The sequence below is a fragment of the Dietzia sp. B44 genome (assembly GCF_014145245.1).
GTDB classification, from domain to species: Bacteria; Actinomycetota; Actinomycetes; order Mycobacteriales; family Mycobacteriaceae; genus Dietzia; species Dietzia natronolimnaea.
Map to the genome: position 1 here is coordinate 1 of NZ_JAALEF010000045.1, position 14088 is coordinate 14088.

The following is a 14088-nucleotide window of genomic DNA, read 5'->3' on the forward strand; positions in this document are numbered from 1 at the left end:
GCCTCGAGCAGCGGGGTCCGTCCGGGGAGGTCCGCCTTGGGCAGGTGCAGCACGATCGGCATGGAGCGGACGGTGCCGCGGTCATCCGGGTCCTCGGTCCCGGCCGACCCGGCGCGGAGTCGGGCGTGGCACCAGTCGAGCGCGGCACCGGTCGCAGGACCTCCCGCCGGTGGTGCGTCGGTCGGTGGCTCCTCGGGACGCGGCCCCTCGACCTGTGGTCCCTCGGTCACACGAGCGGGACGCGTCGGTAGGTGCCGGCGGCGGTGTCTGCCGCCTCGATCTCGTCGCGCGTGATGCCGAGGACGAACAGGACGGTGTCGAGGAACGGCTTGGACAGCGACGCGTCGGCCACCTCGCGGAGGGCGGGCTTGGCGCAGAACGCGATCCCCAGCCCCGCAGCGGTGAGCATGTCGATGTCGTTCGCCCCGTCGCCCACCGCGACGGTCTGGCTCAGCGAGATGCCGAGCTCCTCGGCGAACTCGCGCAGGTAGTCGGCTTTGGCCTCACGGTCCACCACCTCGCCGATGACGCGGCCGGTGAGCACGCCGTCCTCGATCTCGAGCGTGTTGGCCCGCGCGAAGTCGAGACCCAGCTCCTCGGCGAGGCCGGCGATCACCTGTATGAACCCGCCCGACACCACTCCGCAGCGGATGCCGAGACGCTTGAGCGTGCGGATCGTCGTCCGCGCACCCGGGGTCAGAACGATGCTGGCCGCGACCTCGTCGAGGACGGTGGCCGGCAGTCCGGCCAGGGTCGCCACGCGCTCGTGGAGGGACTGGGCGAAGTCCAGCTCCCCCCGCATCGCGCGTTCGGTGACCGCGCGCACCTCGGCCTCCCTGCCCGCGTGGGCGGCGAGCATCTCGATGACCTCACCCTGGACCAGGGTGGAGTCCACGTCGAACACCACCAGACGCTTGGACCTGCGGCCCAGCCCGGCACCGTCCACCGAGATGTCGACGCCGTGCGCGTCCGACAGGGGCGCCATCGCCTCGCGCAGCCTGGCGTCGTCGGCGGCGTCGCGGCCGGCGGTCGAGACCTGCAGCTCCAGCCCCGTCACCGGGTAGTCGGCGATCCCCCGGATCGTGTCGATGTTCGCGCCGATCGACGCGAGCGAACCCGCCACCGCGGAGAACGCCGACGCGGTGACCGGACTGCCGAGGATCACCACCGCGTGGGTCGAGGGCGGCGTGGGGGGCGCGATGTCGTCGAACTGGACCTCCAACTGCATCCCCAGTTCGTGGACCTGCTCGGTGAGCTCGCGGACCACGGTCACGATGTCGGCGCCCGCGTCCACCCGGACCATGAGCCCCAGGGAGAGGTGGCCGTTGACCACGACCTGCTCCACGTCCACCAGGTCGGCGTGGTGGGAGGCGAGGACCGACATGATCCTCGCGGTCACACCTGGCCGGTCGGGACCGGTGACGGTGAGTAGTGCCGGGGTACCGGGGGTGCTCACGTGTGCTCCTGACGAGTGCTCGTGCTGACGACTGGGGTGGTGGACCGGACGGGCTCACACGCGCCGAACCCCGCCGGAGGACGAGCCTACCGACGGGGTTCAGCGGGGTCCGAGGCCCGTGGGTGAGTACGGGCGGGTGGGTCAGCCCCTCTGCGGTGACGAGCCGCGCTCGGCCACGTCCTTGACCGCAGCCGGGTCCTGGGCCGCGGCCCGGCCCCCGACGTGGGCCTCCGCACGCATGCGCTCGCTCATGTGCGGGTAGTGCAGTTCGAACGCCGGCCGCTCGGAGCGGATCCGGGGCAGGGTCACGAAGTTGTGACGCGGCGGCGGGCAGGAGGTCGCCCACTCGAGCGAGTTGCCCGCACCCCACGGGTCGTCGACCGTGACGATCTCGCCGTAACGCCAGCTCTTGATGACGTTCCAGATGAACGGCAGCATCGCGATGCCGAGGATGAACGACCCGATGGTGGAGATCTGGTTGAGGACCGTGAAGTTGTCCGTCGCCAGGTAGTCGGCGTACCGGCGGGCCATGCCCTGGTTACCGAGCCAGTGCTGCACGAGGAACGTGGTGTGGAAGCCGATGAACATCAGCCAGAAGTGCCACTTGCCCAGCGTCTCGTCGAGCATCCGGCCCGTCATCTTGGGGAACCAGAAGTACACGCCGGCGAACGTGGCGAACACGATCGTGCCGAAGAGCGTGTAGTGGAAGTGGGCGACGATGAAGTACGTGTCCGAGATGTGGAAGTCGATCGGCGCCGCGGCCATCATGATGCCCGTCAGACCACCGAAGAGGAAGGTCACGATGAAGCCGAGCGCGAAGATCATCGGCGTCTCGAACGTCATCTTGCCGCGCCACATGGTGCCGATCCAGTTGAAGAACTTCACACCCGTCGGAACGGCGATGAGGAACGTCATGAAGGAGAAGAACGGCAGGAGCACCGCACCGGTGACGAACATGTGGTGCGCCCAGACCGCCATGGACAGCGCGGCGATGGCGAGGGTCGCGAAGATCAGACCGGCGTAGCCGAAGAGCGGCTTGCGCGAGAAGACCGGGAACACCTCGGAGACGATGCCGAAGAACGGCAGGGCGAGGACGTACACCTCGGGGTGACCGAAGAACCAGAACAGGTGCTGCCAGAGGATGGCGCCACCGTTGCCCGGATCGTAGATGCGGCCACCGAACTGCCGGTCGTAGAAGACGCCGAGAGCGGCGGCGGTGAGCAGCGGGAAGATCAGCAGGATCAGGACCGACGCCACGAGGATGTTCCACGTGAAGATCGGCATACGGAACATGGTCATGCCCGGCGCGCGGAGGCAGATGATCGTGGTGACGAAGTTGACGGCGCCGAGGATGGTACCGATACCGCCGATGCCCACACCGAGGATCCACAGGTCCGCGCCGACGGCCGGCGAGTGGATCTTGTCGGCCAGCGGCATATACATGGTCCAGCCGAACGCAGCCGCACCACCCGGGGTGAGGAAGCCCGAGAGCATGATCGTGCCGCCGACCGCGAACAGCCAGTAGCCCAGGGCGTTCAGTCGCGGGAACGCGACGTCGGGGGCGCCGATCTGCAGCGGCATGATGTAGTTCGCGAACCCGATCACGATCGGGGTGCCGTACAGCAGCAGCATGACCGTGCCGTGCATGGTGAACAGCTGGTTGAACTGCTCGTTGGACAGGAACTGCATGCCCGGGACGAAGAGCTCCGCCCGGATGAGCAGGGCCATGAGCCCGCCGATGAAGAAGAAGACGAAACAGGTGACGATGTACATCAGGCCGAGCAGCTTGTGATCGGTCGTCGTCATCATCTTCCACACGAACGAACCCGGCCGGGCGGTGCCCGTGGGTACGCCCGGCGGATGGTCGAGATCGTCGACCGGCTTGGGGGCCACTGCGGTCATAAGGGTCCTCCTGAACGCCTCACCCGACGCCGCGGGTCGAACCACCGACCCCACGTCGAACGCAAAGGAATAGTGCGTGAGGGCAATCCTAACCCTCCGCTGAGAGCGTCCACCACTCACCCCGCCGAACTCGCCGGGGCGGGTCATCTGCGGGAATCCGGCCCCGCCACGACACGCCCGAGATGACGCCCGGACCCGCCTCGACCTCCACTTCGACTGCGCCCGCGACCCATCTCCTAGGCTCTCCCCCATGACCGATCTCGCGCCGAGCCGTCACCGCCCTCGCGGACGGGGGTATCCTTCCACCCCCGTGCGGGTCACGGTGGGCGTCGTGGGCCCGCTCGTCGCCGGCCTCGTGCTCGCCGGGTGCGGGCCGTCCCCCGTCGACATGGTCGAGCACCCCGTCACCACGACCCCCTCACGGATGGCCGGTGAGGAGCTCCAGCGCTCCGCCGAACCGGAGGAATCATGTGCGCCCGTACCGGTGCCGGCCGAGTTCGCCGGCAACGGCGTCAGGCGGGTCGAGTCCGTGGACCCGGCCGACGCGACGGTCGAGGTCCCCCGGTCGCCGGAACGGATCCTGGCGCTCGGGGCCGGGGCCGTGGACGTCGCGTGCGGCCTGGGGCTGCAGGACCTCGTCGTCGGGACCTCCGGTCTGCCCCGCGACGCCGACGTCTACCTCCCCTCGCCCCTCGTGGGACTGCCCGACCTCGCGATCACCGGCGACTCGGGCGCGGAGGAGGCCGCGGCCGCGGCCCGTGAACTCGACCCCGACCTCATCGTGTTGGCGGACTCACCCGATCCCGACCCGTCCGTGGTGCGGGCGTTGGCGGAGGTCGCCCCGACGGTCGTATACGACGCGCGGGCTCTGAACTGGACCGAGAGCACCGAGGCGATCGCCGACGCCTACGGGCGACCGCGTGCCGGCGGGGATCTCCTGCTGGACGTGATCGACCGGGCCCGGTTCACCGCCGACGCCACCACCCCGAGCGACACCTGGGTCTCGCTCGTCTCCGTCTCCGACGGCGTCGCGGTCCAGTGGCCGGACACACTCGGGAGCCTCATGCTCGAGGCGGTCGGTGCCGGCCGGCCCCCGGCGCAGCGCACCCGGGACGGCCAGCGGATCGAACCCGCTCCCGAGTCTCCTCCCGTGGGCGATGAACTCGACGGTGACGTGATCTTCGCCGTGGTGGGCGGCGGTGACGGCTCGGAGCAGTCCGCGCGGGAGGCCTTCGCCACCGAGCGGTGGACGGACCTCGCCGCGGTGGGCGCCCGCCGCATGTTCGTCGTGGACCGGGCCGTGTGGGAGGGATCCGGCCCGGTGGCCGCGCGCGCGGTCCTCGACGACATCCGGAGTTCCATCAACGGGATCGCCCCGGACGGGTAGCCGGGGAGCCGGCCGAGCCGACAGGACGACCCGGCGCACCTGCCGGACGACCTCACCCCGGCACCTGATCGGGTGCCGGGGTGAGGTGGTGACGACGGTCGGGTCAGAAGTCCCAGTCCTCGTCCTCCGTGGCGACGGCCTTGCCCATGACGTAGGAGCTGCCGGAACCCGAGAAGAAGTCGTGGTTCTCGTCGGCGTTCGGGCTGAGCGCCGAGAGGATCGCGGGGTCGACGTTGGTCTCGTCCTTGGGGAACATCCCCTCGTATCCGAGGTTCATCAGCGCCTTGTTGGCGTTGTAGCGCAGGAACTTCTTGACGTCCTCGGTCCACCCCACCGTGTCGTAGAGGTCCTCGGTGTAGTCCGCCTCGTTGTCGTACAACTCGAAGAGCAACTCGAAGGTGTAGTCCTTCAACTCGTCGCGCTCGGCCTGCCCGATCTGCTCGAGGGCACGCTGGTACTTGTATCCGATGTAGTAGCCGTGCACGGCCTCGTCCCGGATGATGAGCCGGATGATGTCCGCCGTGTTGGTGAGCTTAGCCCGCGAGGACCAACGCATGGGCAGGTAAAAGCCCGAGTAGAAGAGGAACGACTCGAGGAGGGTCGAGGCGATCTTGCGCTTGAGGGGATCCTCGCCGGAGTAGTACCCGAGGATGATGTGCGCCTTGCGCTGCAGGAAGGTGTTCTCCTCCGCCCAGCGGAAGGCGTCGTCGACCTGCGGAGTGGAGCAGAGCGTCGAGAAGATGGTGGAGTAGCTCTTGGCGTGGACCGACTCCATGAACGCGATGTTGGTGAGCACCGCCTCCTCGTGGGGGGTCGACGCGTCGGGGATCATGCTCACCGCGCCGACCGTCCCCTGGAGGGTGTCCAGCAGCGTCAGGCCGGTGAAGACCCGGGTGGTGAGCTGTTGCTCCGAGTCCGTCAGGGTCTGCCACGACGGGATGTCGTTGGACACCGGGACCTTCTCCGGCAACCAGAAGTTGCTGGTGAGACGACCCCAGACCTGATCGTCGACCTCGTCCGTGACGCGGTTCCAGTTGATCGCCGACACCCGGTCGACGAGCCGGGGGGCGACCCCGGCGGCGGGGCTGTGGGATCCCGGAGCGTGCAGCTCGGCGGTCATCGGATCTCCTCGTGATGGCGGGGGCGGTTCGGGTCGCAGGCCTGAGGCCCGGGGGTCAGAGCATGCACGAGACGCAGCCCTCGACCTCGGTGCCCTCGAGCGCGAGCTGGCGCACGCGGATGTAGTACAGGGTCTTGATCCCCTTGCGCCACGCGTAGATCTGGGCGCGGTTCACGTCGCGGGTGCTGGCCGTGTCCTTGAAGAACAGGGTCAGCGAGAGTCCCTGGTCCACGTGCTGGGTGGCCGCCGCGTACGTGTCGATGATCTTCTCGTACCCGATCTCGTACGCGTCCTGGTAGTAGTCCAGGTTGTCGTTGGTCAGGTAGGGCGCCGGGTAGTAGACCCGACCGATCTTGCCCTCCTTGCGGATCTCGATCCGGGACGCGACAGGGTGGATCGACGAGGTCGAGTTGTTGATGTAGCTGATCGACCCGGTCGGCGGCACGGCCTGCAGGTTCTGGTTGTAGATGCCGTACTGCTGCACGTCGGCCTTGAGCGCGCGCCAGTCCTCCTGGGTGGGCACCGCGACGCCCGCCTCGGTGAACAGCTGGCGCACCCGCTCGGTGGCCGGCTCCCACACCCTGTCCGTGTACTTGTCGAAGAACTCACCGGACGCGTACGTGGACTCCGGGAACCCGGCGAACCACGTCCCTCGCTCCCGCGCGAGGAGATTCGACGAGCGGACCGCGTGGTAGAGCACCGTGTAGAAGTAGATGTTCGTGAAGTCCACGCCCTCCTCGGACCCGTAGTGGATCCGCTCGCGGGCGAGGTAGCCGTGCAGGTTCATCTGCCCCAGGCCGATCGCGTGGGACTCGGCGTTGCCCCGCTCGATCGACGGGACCGAGTCGATGTGGGTCTGGTCGGACACCGCGGTCAGGCCCCGGATCGCCGTCTCGATGGTCCGGCCGAAGTCCGGTGAGTCCATGGCCTTGGCGATGTTGAGGGAGCCGAGGTTGCAGGAGATGTCCTTACCCACGTGCGAGTAGGTGAGGTCCTCGTTGTACGTCGACGGCGTGGAGACCTGGAGGATCTCCGAGCACAGGTTCGAGTGGGTGATCTTGCCGGCGATCGGGTTGGCCCGGTTCACCGTGTCCTCGTACATGATGTACGGATAGCCGGACTCGAACTGCAGCTCGGCGAGGGTCTGGAAGAAGTGCCGCGCGTTGATCTTGGTCTTCTTGATCCGGCTGTCCTCGACCATCTCGGTGTAGTGCTCCGTGATGTCGACGTCCGCGAAAGGCTTGCCGTAGATCCGCTCGACGTCGTAAGGCGAGAACAGGTACATGTCGTCGTTGCGCTTGGCCAGCTCGAACGTGATGTCCGGGATCACCACGCCCAGCGACAGGGTCTTGATACGGATCTTCTCGTCCGCGTTCTCCCGCTTGGTGTCGAGGAACTTGAAGATGTCCGGGTGGTGGGCGTGCAGGTACACCGCCCCGGCACCCTGGCGGGCGCCGAGCTGGTTGGCGTAGGAGAAGGAGTCCTCCAGCAGCTTCATCACGGGGATGACGCCGGAGGACTGGTTCTCGATGTGCTTGATCGGGGCGCCGTGCTCGCGGAGGTTCGACAGCAGCAGTGCCACTCCACCACCGCGCTTGGACAGCTGCAACGCGGAGTTGATGTTGCGGCCGATGGACTCCATGTTGTCCTCGATACGCAGGAGGAAACAGGAGACGGGCTCGCCGCGCTGCTTCTTGCCCGAGTTCAGGAACGTGGGGGTGGCCGGCTGGAAGCGACCGTCGATGATCTCGTCGACCAGGCGGCGGGCCAGGTCCTCGTCGCCGTCCGCGAGCGTGAGGGCGACCATGCAGACGCGATCCTCGTAGCGCTCGAGGTACCGCTTCCCGTCGAAGGTCTTGAGCGTGTACGAGGTGTAGTACTTGAACGCGCCGAGGAACGTGGGGAAGCGGAACTTCTTGGCGTAGGCGTGGTCGAACAGCTCCCGCACGTAGTTGCGCGTGTACCGGTCGAGCACCTCCCGCTCGTAGTAGTTCTTGTCGACCAGGTAGTCCAGCTTCTCGTCCAGGTTGTGGAAGAAGACCGTGTTCTGGTTGACGTGCTGGAGGAAGTACTCCCGCGCGGCCTCACGGTCCTTGTCGAACTGGATCCTGCCGTCCGCGTCGTAGAGGTTGAGCATGGCGTTGAGCGCGTGGTAATCTAGGCGCTGCCCCTCGCCCGCCTCGCCGGCGATGGTGCCTTCGGGGGTCACGGTCGGTGCTGCCAAAACTCTTCCAATCCCTCGCGGACGCGGATGACGTCCTCTTGTGTGCCCATCAGTTCGAACCTGTAGAGGTACGGGACCTCGAGCTTGCGTGCGATCACGTCGCCGGAGACCGCGTAGTCCGAACCGAAGTTGGTGTTACCGGCGGCGATCACGCCGCGGCAGAGGCTTCTGTTGTGCTCGTTGTTCAGGAACGCGACCACCTGTCGCGGGACCGACGCCCCGGTCCTGCCCGTGACCTCGAGGCATCCCCCGTACGTCGGGACGATCAGAACATACGGGTCCGACACGATCGGCCCCGCTTCGGTCCTCCGCGTGGGTATGCGCAGCGCCGGGAGCCCCAGACGGTCGACGAACCGCTTGGTGTTCTCGGAGACGTTGGAGAAGTAGACGATCCTCACCGGCTCGGTGGCCGACAGCGGAGCCGCCATGACTGCCCCCTTCGGATCTACATGTGTTCCGGGTCCGCCCCGGGGTCAGGCCGCGACGGTGACGAGGGCCTTGATCCGGTCCGGCCGGAAACCCGACCAGTGATCGGAACCGGACACCACGACGGGAGCCTGGAGATACCCGAGGGCCATCACGTACTCACGCGCGTCGTCGTCGACGGAGATGTCGACCACCCGGTACTCGACGCCCTGCTTGTCGAGCGCCTTGTAGGTGGCGTTGCACTGGACGCAGGCGGGCTTGGTGTAGACGGTGACCATCAGTCGTGGACCTCTTTCGGCACGGGCGCCGGGGAGGCGCGGAGGGGCTCTTCTCGGACGGTCATCGGTTCCGGCGCTTCCGCCCGGCCTGTGGATAACCGTGGTGTCTGTCAGGGTTCACAGCCCGAATGCCACACGTGGCATTCATCGGGGGCCGCAACACCCTAGACACTACCCCTAGTGTCCGACGAGTCAATCGACCACAACATTTTGGTCTTACAACGGTGGTATTCCCAGGTCGCGATCCCGCCTTGTGGACACTTCCCACCCACCGTTGTCACGGTCGGCCCGAACGCCGCGGCCTCGCCCCGCGACCGTCACTCTGCCACGCGCGAGACGGTGCCGGAGACCCCGTCCGGCGCCCCACAGGTCGTCCCCAACCACCCCACACCTTGTCCCCAACCGCTCCACAGGGGCGACGGGGCCACCGTCGCGGAAGGGGCACCGGGAGGCCCCGCGGCGGCGGGGTCGTCGGGGGTCACCGTCGGCGCGGGTCTGCCCCGCCCCCACGACGACGACGAGGGCCCGCCACCGGCGAACCGGAGGCGGGCCCTCGAGGGTGCGTGGGATCCCACGCGGACGAGACTCAGCCCTGGCGGGCCTTGAAACGGGGGTCCTTCTTGTTGATCACGTAGACCTTGCCGCGACGACGGACAACCTGGGCGCCCGGCTTGTTCTTCAGCGACCGAAGGGACTTGCGGACCTTCATCTGGCGCTCCTTAGGCTCTCGGGGCGGCCGTGATGGCCGCCGACACGACTGGGGATGACTGCGCGACACGTCCGACCCGGAGGTCGGATGCACGACACACAACTGGTCCATCGTAACGGACTGCCCCGTCAGAACTCCAACCGGCGGAACCGGGCACCTCGCGTGGCCCGTCCACATGTCACGCAGAAGTCACACGGGCTTCCTATGCTGACGCCATGACCCAGTCCTCTGCAGACACCGGCGCTCTCCGCGCGTCCATCATCGCCGAACTCGGCGTTCGTCCCGACATCGATCCGGAGCAGGAGGTCGCCCGGCGGGTGGCGTTCCTGGCCGAGTATCTCCGCAGCACCCCCGCCACGGGTTTCGTCCTGGGGATCAGCGGGGGCCAGGACTCCACCCTGACGGGTCGGCTGTGCCAGCTCGCCGCCGAGAAGCTCCGCGACGAGGGCCTGCCCGACGCGCGGTTCGTCGCCATGCGGCTCCCCCACGGAACCCAGGCGGACGAGGACGACGCCGTCGCGGCCCTGGACTTCATCCGGCCCGATGCCCGCGTCACCGTCGACATCCGGGCGGCCTCGGAGGCCGCCTCCGGTGCTGCCGCGACTGCACTGGAGGACCTTCCCGGCCACGCGGGCCCGCTCCGCGACTTCGTCCGCGGCAACGTCAAGGCGCGCCAGCGGATGGTCGCGCAGTACGCGGTGGCCGGGCAGCTCGGCCATCTCGTCGTCGGCACCGATCACGCCGCCGAGGCGGTCACCGGCTTCTTCACCAAGTACGGAGACGGCGGCGTGGACCTCACCCCCCTGACCGGCCTCACCAAACGGCAGGGTGCAGCGCTGCTGCGGCACCTCGGCGCCCCGGAGTCGACCTGGCGGAAGGTCCCCACCGCCGATCTCGAGGACGACCGTCCGGGCCTGCCCGACGAGGTGGCACTGGGCGTGACGTACGAGCAGATCGACGACTACCTGGAGGGCCGCGACGGCGTGCCGACTCAGGCCGCTGCCCGGATCGAGCAGCTGTTCCTGGCCACCCGCCACAAGCGGGCGGTCCCGGCCACGCCACTCGACACCTGGTGGCGCGAGGGGTGACGCCCCGGCGGTCGGTGGTCGACCGGACACCGGCCGACCAGGCACCGCCGCCCGATCACCGCACCAGCTCCCACACCGAGTCCAGCGCGTCCGCCGTCCCCGGTACGTCGAAGGACTGCGTGGTGAACACCGCCGCGCAGCGGCCCGTGCGCCGGTCGACGTAGCCGATCGTCCCCAGTCCCCCCGCCCAGCCGACGACCCCGTCCGGGCGGATCTCCACCTGCATCCCGTATCCACAGCCGGGTCCGATGAACCCCTCCGCATCGGCGCGCTGCCGCGGGGTCAGGTGGTCGGTCGTCATCATCTCCGCGAACTCCGGACCCAGGACGGTCCCGCCGTCGACCAGGACGTCGAGGAAGGCCAGATAGTCGGCGACGGTCGAGGCCAGCCCACACGCCAGGGACTCGAAGCGAGGTGGGCGATCGAATCTGCTCCGGATGTCCAGCGGCCGGAGGGCCCCGTCGGGTCCGAGCCCGTAGCAGGTGGGGAGCCGATCCGGGTCGGCGGTGAACCCGCAGTCCGCCAGTCCGAGCGGCCCCGTGACGTACTCGGCCACCAACCCGGACACGCTGGCGCCCGTTGCCCGCGCCAGGAGCACCCCCAGGACGTCACTGCCGGTGTGGTAGTGCCAACCCCGCCCGGGTTGGTCCGCCAGGGGCAGTGCACCCAGCAGCCGGAGGTACTCGTCCGGCTTCATCGGCGGTGCGTAGGGGCCGGGTGCGACCTGCCGCTCGCCCATGGCGACGGTCAGGGGACTGCCCTCGCCCGCCCAGCCGACGCCGGCGGTCATGGTGAGGAGATGGCGCAGCGTGATCTGTCGCCCGGCCGGTACGGTCCGGTCGATCGGCCCGCCGGGCCGGGCGAGGACCCTGGGGGCGGACAGCTCCGGCAGATGTGTGGCCACCGGGTCGTCGAGAGAGAGGATCCCGAGCTCGACCAGCCTCAGCGCGAGCACGCCGCCCACCGGCTTGGTGTTGGACGACAGCGGGAACACCGCATCCGGGTCGAGCGCGGGGCCGCCGGGCGACCGCGTCCCACCCGACGCGATCCGTGATCGACCGTCCTGCCGTACCCCGCAGACGTAACCCGTCAGCCGTCCGGAGTCGACCAGGGCGTCGAGTCCCCCGGTGACGGAGGCGAACCGATCCATGGGGTGACCCTACGTCCGGGGGGCCGGCTGGTGAAGGGTTCGTCGGTGGTGGCCCGGGCCGTCAGCCCGCCAGCCGCGCGAGCGGGCCGTGGACGTCGACGGGACGGAGGCAGGTGTCGGGGATCGTCCCCAGCGAGCACGTGCCCACCGGCAGGACCGGGCGATAGCCCTCCGGTACGCCACCGCCCGCGATCACGTCCCGGTACGCGTCGACCCCGGAGGTCGGCCTGCGCTTGAGAGCCGGATCGGTGAGCACATCCACCTGGTAGAGGCCGAAACGGGAGTCGTAGGTACCCCACTCGTAGTTGTCCACCAGCGACCAGTGGTTGTAGCCGATCACCGGGTAGCCGTCGGCGACCGCGCGTTGGATCCAGAACACGACGTCACGGAGGTAGTCACCGCGCTCGAAGGAGTCCTCCCGGTAGCCGTTGTGGGTGGGCATCCCGTTCTCGACGATGAACAGCGGCTTGCCGGGGAAGTGCCTGGCGTAGTGGACGATCGACTCGTACATCCCCTCGGGCTGCGGACGGACGCCGGCGAAGTCGTCCCACGCGGCACGGATGGTCGTGAGATTGTCGAGCGCGATGCCGTAGTAGTAGTCGACCCCGATGAAGTCCAGCTCGTCGCGGATGTGGTTGAGCAGCAGATCGTCCGTGGCCGGGGCGAAGGCGGGGAGGTACGCCTCGTTCGCGGTGACCATGGCATCGGGGTCCGCCCTATGAGCGGCGTGATATCCCAGCTTGTGGGCCGCCACCACGTTGTCGCGGAATGCGTTGAACTGGTGCAGCCCCACCAGCCCGATGCGGAGTTCGTGACTGAAGAACACCAGCGGCTCGTTGAAGGTGACCCACATCGTCCCGTTACCGGCCCACCGCTCGGTGATGAGCTCGGCGTAGCGCCCGAACGCCTCCACCGAGTCCGGCGAGAGGAACCCGCCGCGATCGACCAGCCATCCCGGATACACGTAGTGGACCATCGTGATCATCGGCGTCATGCCGTGCGCCCTGATCGTGCTCAGAATGTCGTCGTAGCGACGCAACGCCTGTTCGTCGTACCGCCCCGGCTCGGGCTCGATGCGCGACCACTCCACGCTGAGGCGGAAGGTGTTCACGCCCATGTCCGCGGCACGGGCGATGTCCTCGGGGTACCGGTTCCAGAAGTCGACGGCGTCGTTGACCGGATCAGCCTCTCCACGCGCGGCGGCGGCGTCGACGTAGCGCTTCCAGTTGGAATCCATATTTGAACCCTCGACCTGGAAGCCCGAGGTGGCCACCCCCCAGTGGAAGCCCTCGGCCATCCGCGCCTCGGCCCGGGCCTGCACGGACACCGAGATGAGAGCGGTCGCCACCAGAGCGGTGACGAGCACCAGCGCGAGCGGAATCCTGGTGACGGCAAACTTATGAACACCCATCACTAAAACATGACACATGTCTCGCCGGGCGTCAGCGCTTTGGGCCCCCGGACCCGGCATCGTGCGCGCCAGGCCCCGCGACCGGCGCGCCGGTACCCGGCCCGGAGGCCCGCCGCGGCGTCTACCGTGGTGTGATGCGAACCCTGGGAAACGTGCTCTGGTTTCTTCTCGCCGGCTGGTGGTTGGCGCTCGTGTACGTCATCGCCGGGATCATCGCCTGCATCCTGATCATCACCATCCCGTTCGGCATCGCCTCGTTCCGGCTCGCGGCGTACGTCCTGTGGCCGTTCGGGCGGCGGACCGAGTTCCGCCGGGACGCCGGTGCGCTCTCCCTGATCGGCAACGTCCTGTGGATCCTGGTGCTCGGCTGGGAACTGGCGATCGCCCACCTGCTCGCCGGGTTGCTGCTGTGCCTGACGATCGTGGGAATCCCCTTCGGCATCGCCTGCTGGAAGATGGTCCCGCTGGCCCTTCTCCCCCTCGGCCAGCGCATCGTGCCCATCCGTCACCCGTCGGAGGACCCCTTCGCCGCCGCGCCGGGGGCGCCGCGGTAGGACCGGGGACTCAGGCCGAGGACCGTGCGGAAGTCCGCGCTGAGATGAGCGTGGTCGGAGTACCCGAGCTCCGCGGCGATCCGGGCGATCGTCACCGACGGGTCCTCGCGTAGACGCTGCGCGGCCTCCTGGAGTCGGTACCGACGGATCATCTTCAGTGGCGGCAGTCCCACGTAGCGGTGCGCGAGTCGCTGCACCGCGCGAGTCGAGACGCCCAGGGCTGCGGCGACCTGGTCCACACGCACGATCGACCGGTCCGAGGCGATGAGATCCTCCATGGCGTTGGCCATGACGCCGCCGGCGTCCGGGGCGGCCAGGTGCGCGGCGGCCCACGCGGAGAAGTAGCGCAGCGCCCGGGCGCGGGCGACGGACTCGCGCTGGTC

13 protein-coding genes and 1 pseudogene are annotated in these 14088 nt (G+C 68.5%); 3 read left to right on the top strand and 11 right to left on the bottom strand.

Going from position 1 to position 14088, the window contains the following annotated elements; genetic code table 11:
• The 3 genes and pseudogenes from G6017_RS16460 to ctaD form a co-directional block, all read right to left on the bottom strand.
• Positions 1-230: pseudogene (locus G6017_RS16460) on the bottom strand (peptidyl-tRNA hydrolase); the annotation flags it as partial.
• Entirely contained in the window at positions 227-1456 is a 1230-nt protein-coding gene (gene serB / locus G6017_RS01900) for a phosphoserine phosphatase SerB (RefSeq protein ID WP_179524839.1), read from the bottom strand. The gene serB and the pseudogene G6017_RS16460, both read right to left, overlap by 4 nt.
• Positions 1457-1597: 141 nt before the next feature.
• Entirely contained in the window at positions 1598-3358 is a 1761-nt protein-coding gene (gene ctaD / locus G6017_RS01905; protein WP_179524838.1) for an aa3-type cytochrome oxidase subunit I, read from the bottom strand.
• A 310-nt stretch (positions 3359-3668) separates the two neighbouring features.
• Between ctaD and G6017_RS01910 the strand changes: the two genes are divergently transcribed.
• Entirely contained in the window at positions 3669-4745 is a 1077-nt protein-coding gene (locus G6017_RS01910) for a TroA family protein (protein ID WP_347237924.1), read from the top strand.
• A 103-nt stretch (positions 4746-4848) separates the two neighbouring features.
• On the opposite strand, the gene nrdF is transcribed toward G6017_RS01910, so the two are convergent.
• From nrdF to ykgO, 5 genes are all read right to left on the bottom strand, one after another.
• Positions 4849-5865, bottom strand: a complete 1017-nt coding sequence (gene nrdF, locus G6017_RS01915) for a class 1b ribonucleoside-diphosphate reductase subunit beta (protein WP_182609498.1) — start codon at positions 5863-5865, stop codon at positions 4849-4851.
• Positions 5866-5920: 55 nt separating this feature from the next.
• Positions 5921-8002, bottom strand: a complete 2082-nt coding sequence (gene nrdE, locus G6017_RS01920) for a class 1b ribonucleoside-diphosphate reductase subunit alpha (protein WP_241731034.1) — start codon at positions 8000-8002, stop codon at positions 5921-5923.
• A 68-nt stretch (positions 8003-8070) separates the two neighbouring features.
• Positions 8071-8517, bottom strand: coding sequence for a class Ib ribonucleoside-diphosphate reductase assembly flavoprotein NrdI (gene nrdI, locus G6017_RS01925; RefSeq protein ID WP_179524836.1), 447 nt, complete (start codon positions 8515-8517; stop codon positions 8071-8073).
• Between the two features lie 45 nt (positions 8518-8562).
• Entirely contained in the window at positions 8563-8793 is a 231-nt protein-coding gene (nrdH, locus tag G6017_RS01930) for a glutaredoxin-like protein NrdH (RefSeq protein ID WP_277817551.1), read from the bottom strand.
• A gap of 586 nt (positions 8794-9379) precedes the next feature.
• Positions 9380-9502 carry a type B 50S ribosomal protein L36 gene (gene ykgO / locus G6017_RS01935; protein WP_003852698.1) on the bottom strand — a complete coding sequence of 41 codons (123 nt, stop codon included), beginning with the start codon at positions 9500-9502 and terminating at the stop codon, positions 9380-9382.
• Between the two features lie 215 nt (positions 9503-9717).
• Between ykgO and nadE the strand changes: the two genes are divergently transcribed.
• Positions 9718-10590 (top strand): NAD(+) synthase, encoded by an 873-nt coding sequence (gene nadE / locus G6017_RS01940; RefSeq protein WP_179524835.1) that lies wholly within the window; start codon positions 9718-9720, stop codon positions 10588-10590.
• A gap of 55 nt (positions 10591-10645) precedes the next feature.
• On the opposite strand, the gene G6017_RS01945 is transcribed toward nadE, so the two are convergent.
• Together G6017_RS01945 and G6017_RS01950 are read right to left on the bottom strand one after the other, a co-directional pair.
• Positions 10646-11740 (bottom strand): serine hydrolase domain-containing protein, encoded by a 1095-nt coding sequence (locus tag G6017_RS01945; protein ID WP_182615638.1) that lies wholly within the window; start codon positions 11738-11740, stop codon positions 10646-10648.
• Positions 11741-11801: 61 nt separating this feature from the next.
• Positions 11802-13151 carry a glycoside hydrolase family 1 protein gene (locus G6017_RS01950; RefSeq protein WP_182615640.1) on the bottom strand — a complete coding sequence of 450 codons (1350 nt, stop codon included), beginning with the start codon at positions 13149-13151 and terminating at the stop codon, positions 11802-11804.
• Positions 13152-13285: 134 nt separating this feature from the next.
• Between G6017_RS01950 and G6017_RS01955 the strand changes: the two genes are divergently transcribed.
• Positions 13286-13705, top strand: coding sequence for a YccF domain-containing protein (locus tag G6017_RS01955; RefSeq protein WP_182615641.1), 420 nt, complete (start codon positions 13286-13288; stop codon positions 13703-13705).
• On the opposite strand, the gene G6017_RS01960 is transcribed toward G6017_RS01955, so the two are convergent.
• Positions 13657-14088 (bottom strand): helix-turn-helix domain-containing protein (locus G6017_RS01960; protein WP_182615643.1); only part of this gene is annotated, 432 nt, incomplete at its 5' end. The two genes, G6017_RS01955 and G6017_RS01960, sit on opposite strands and share 49 nt — an antisense overlap.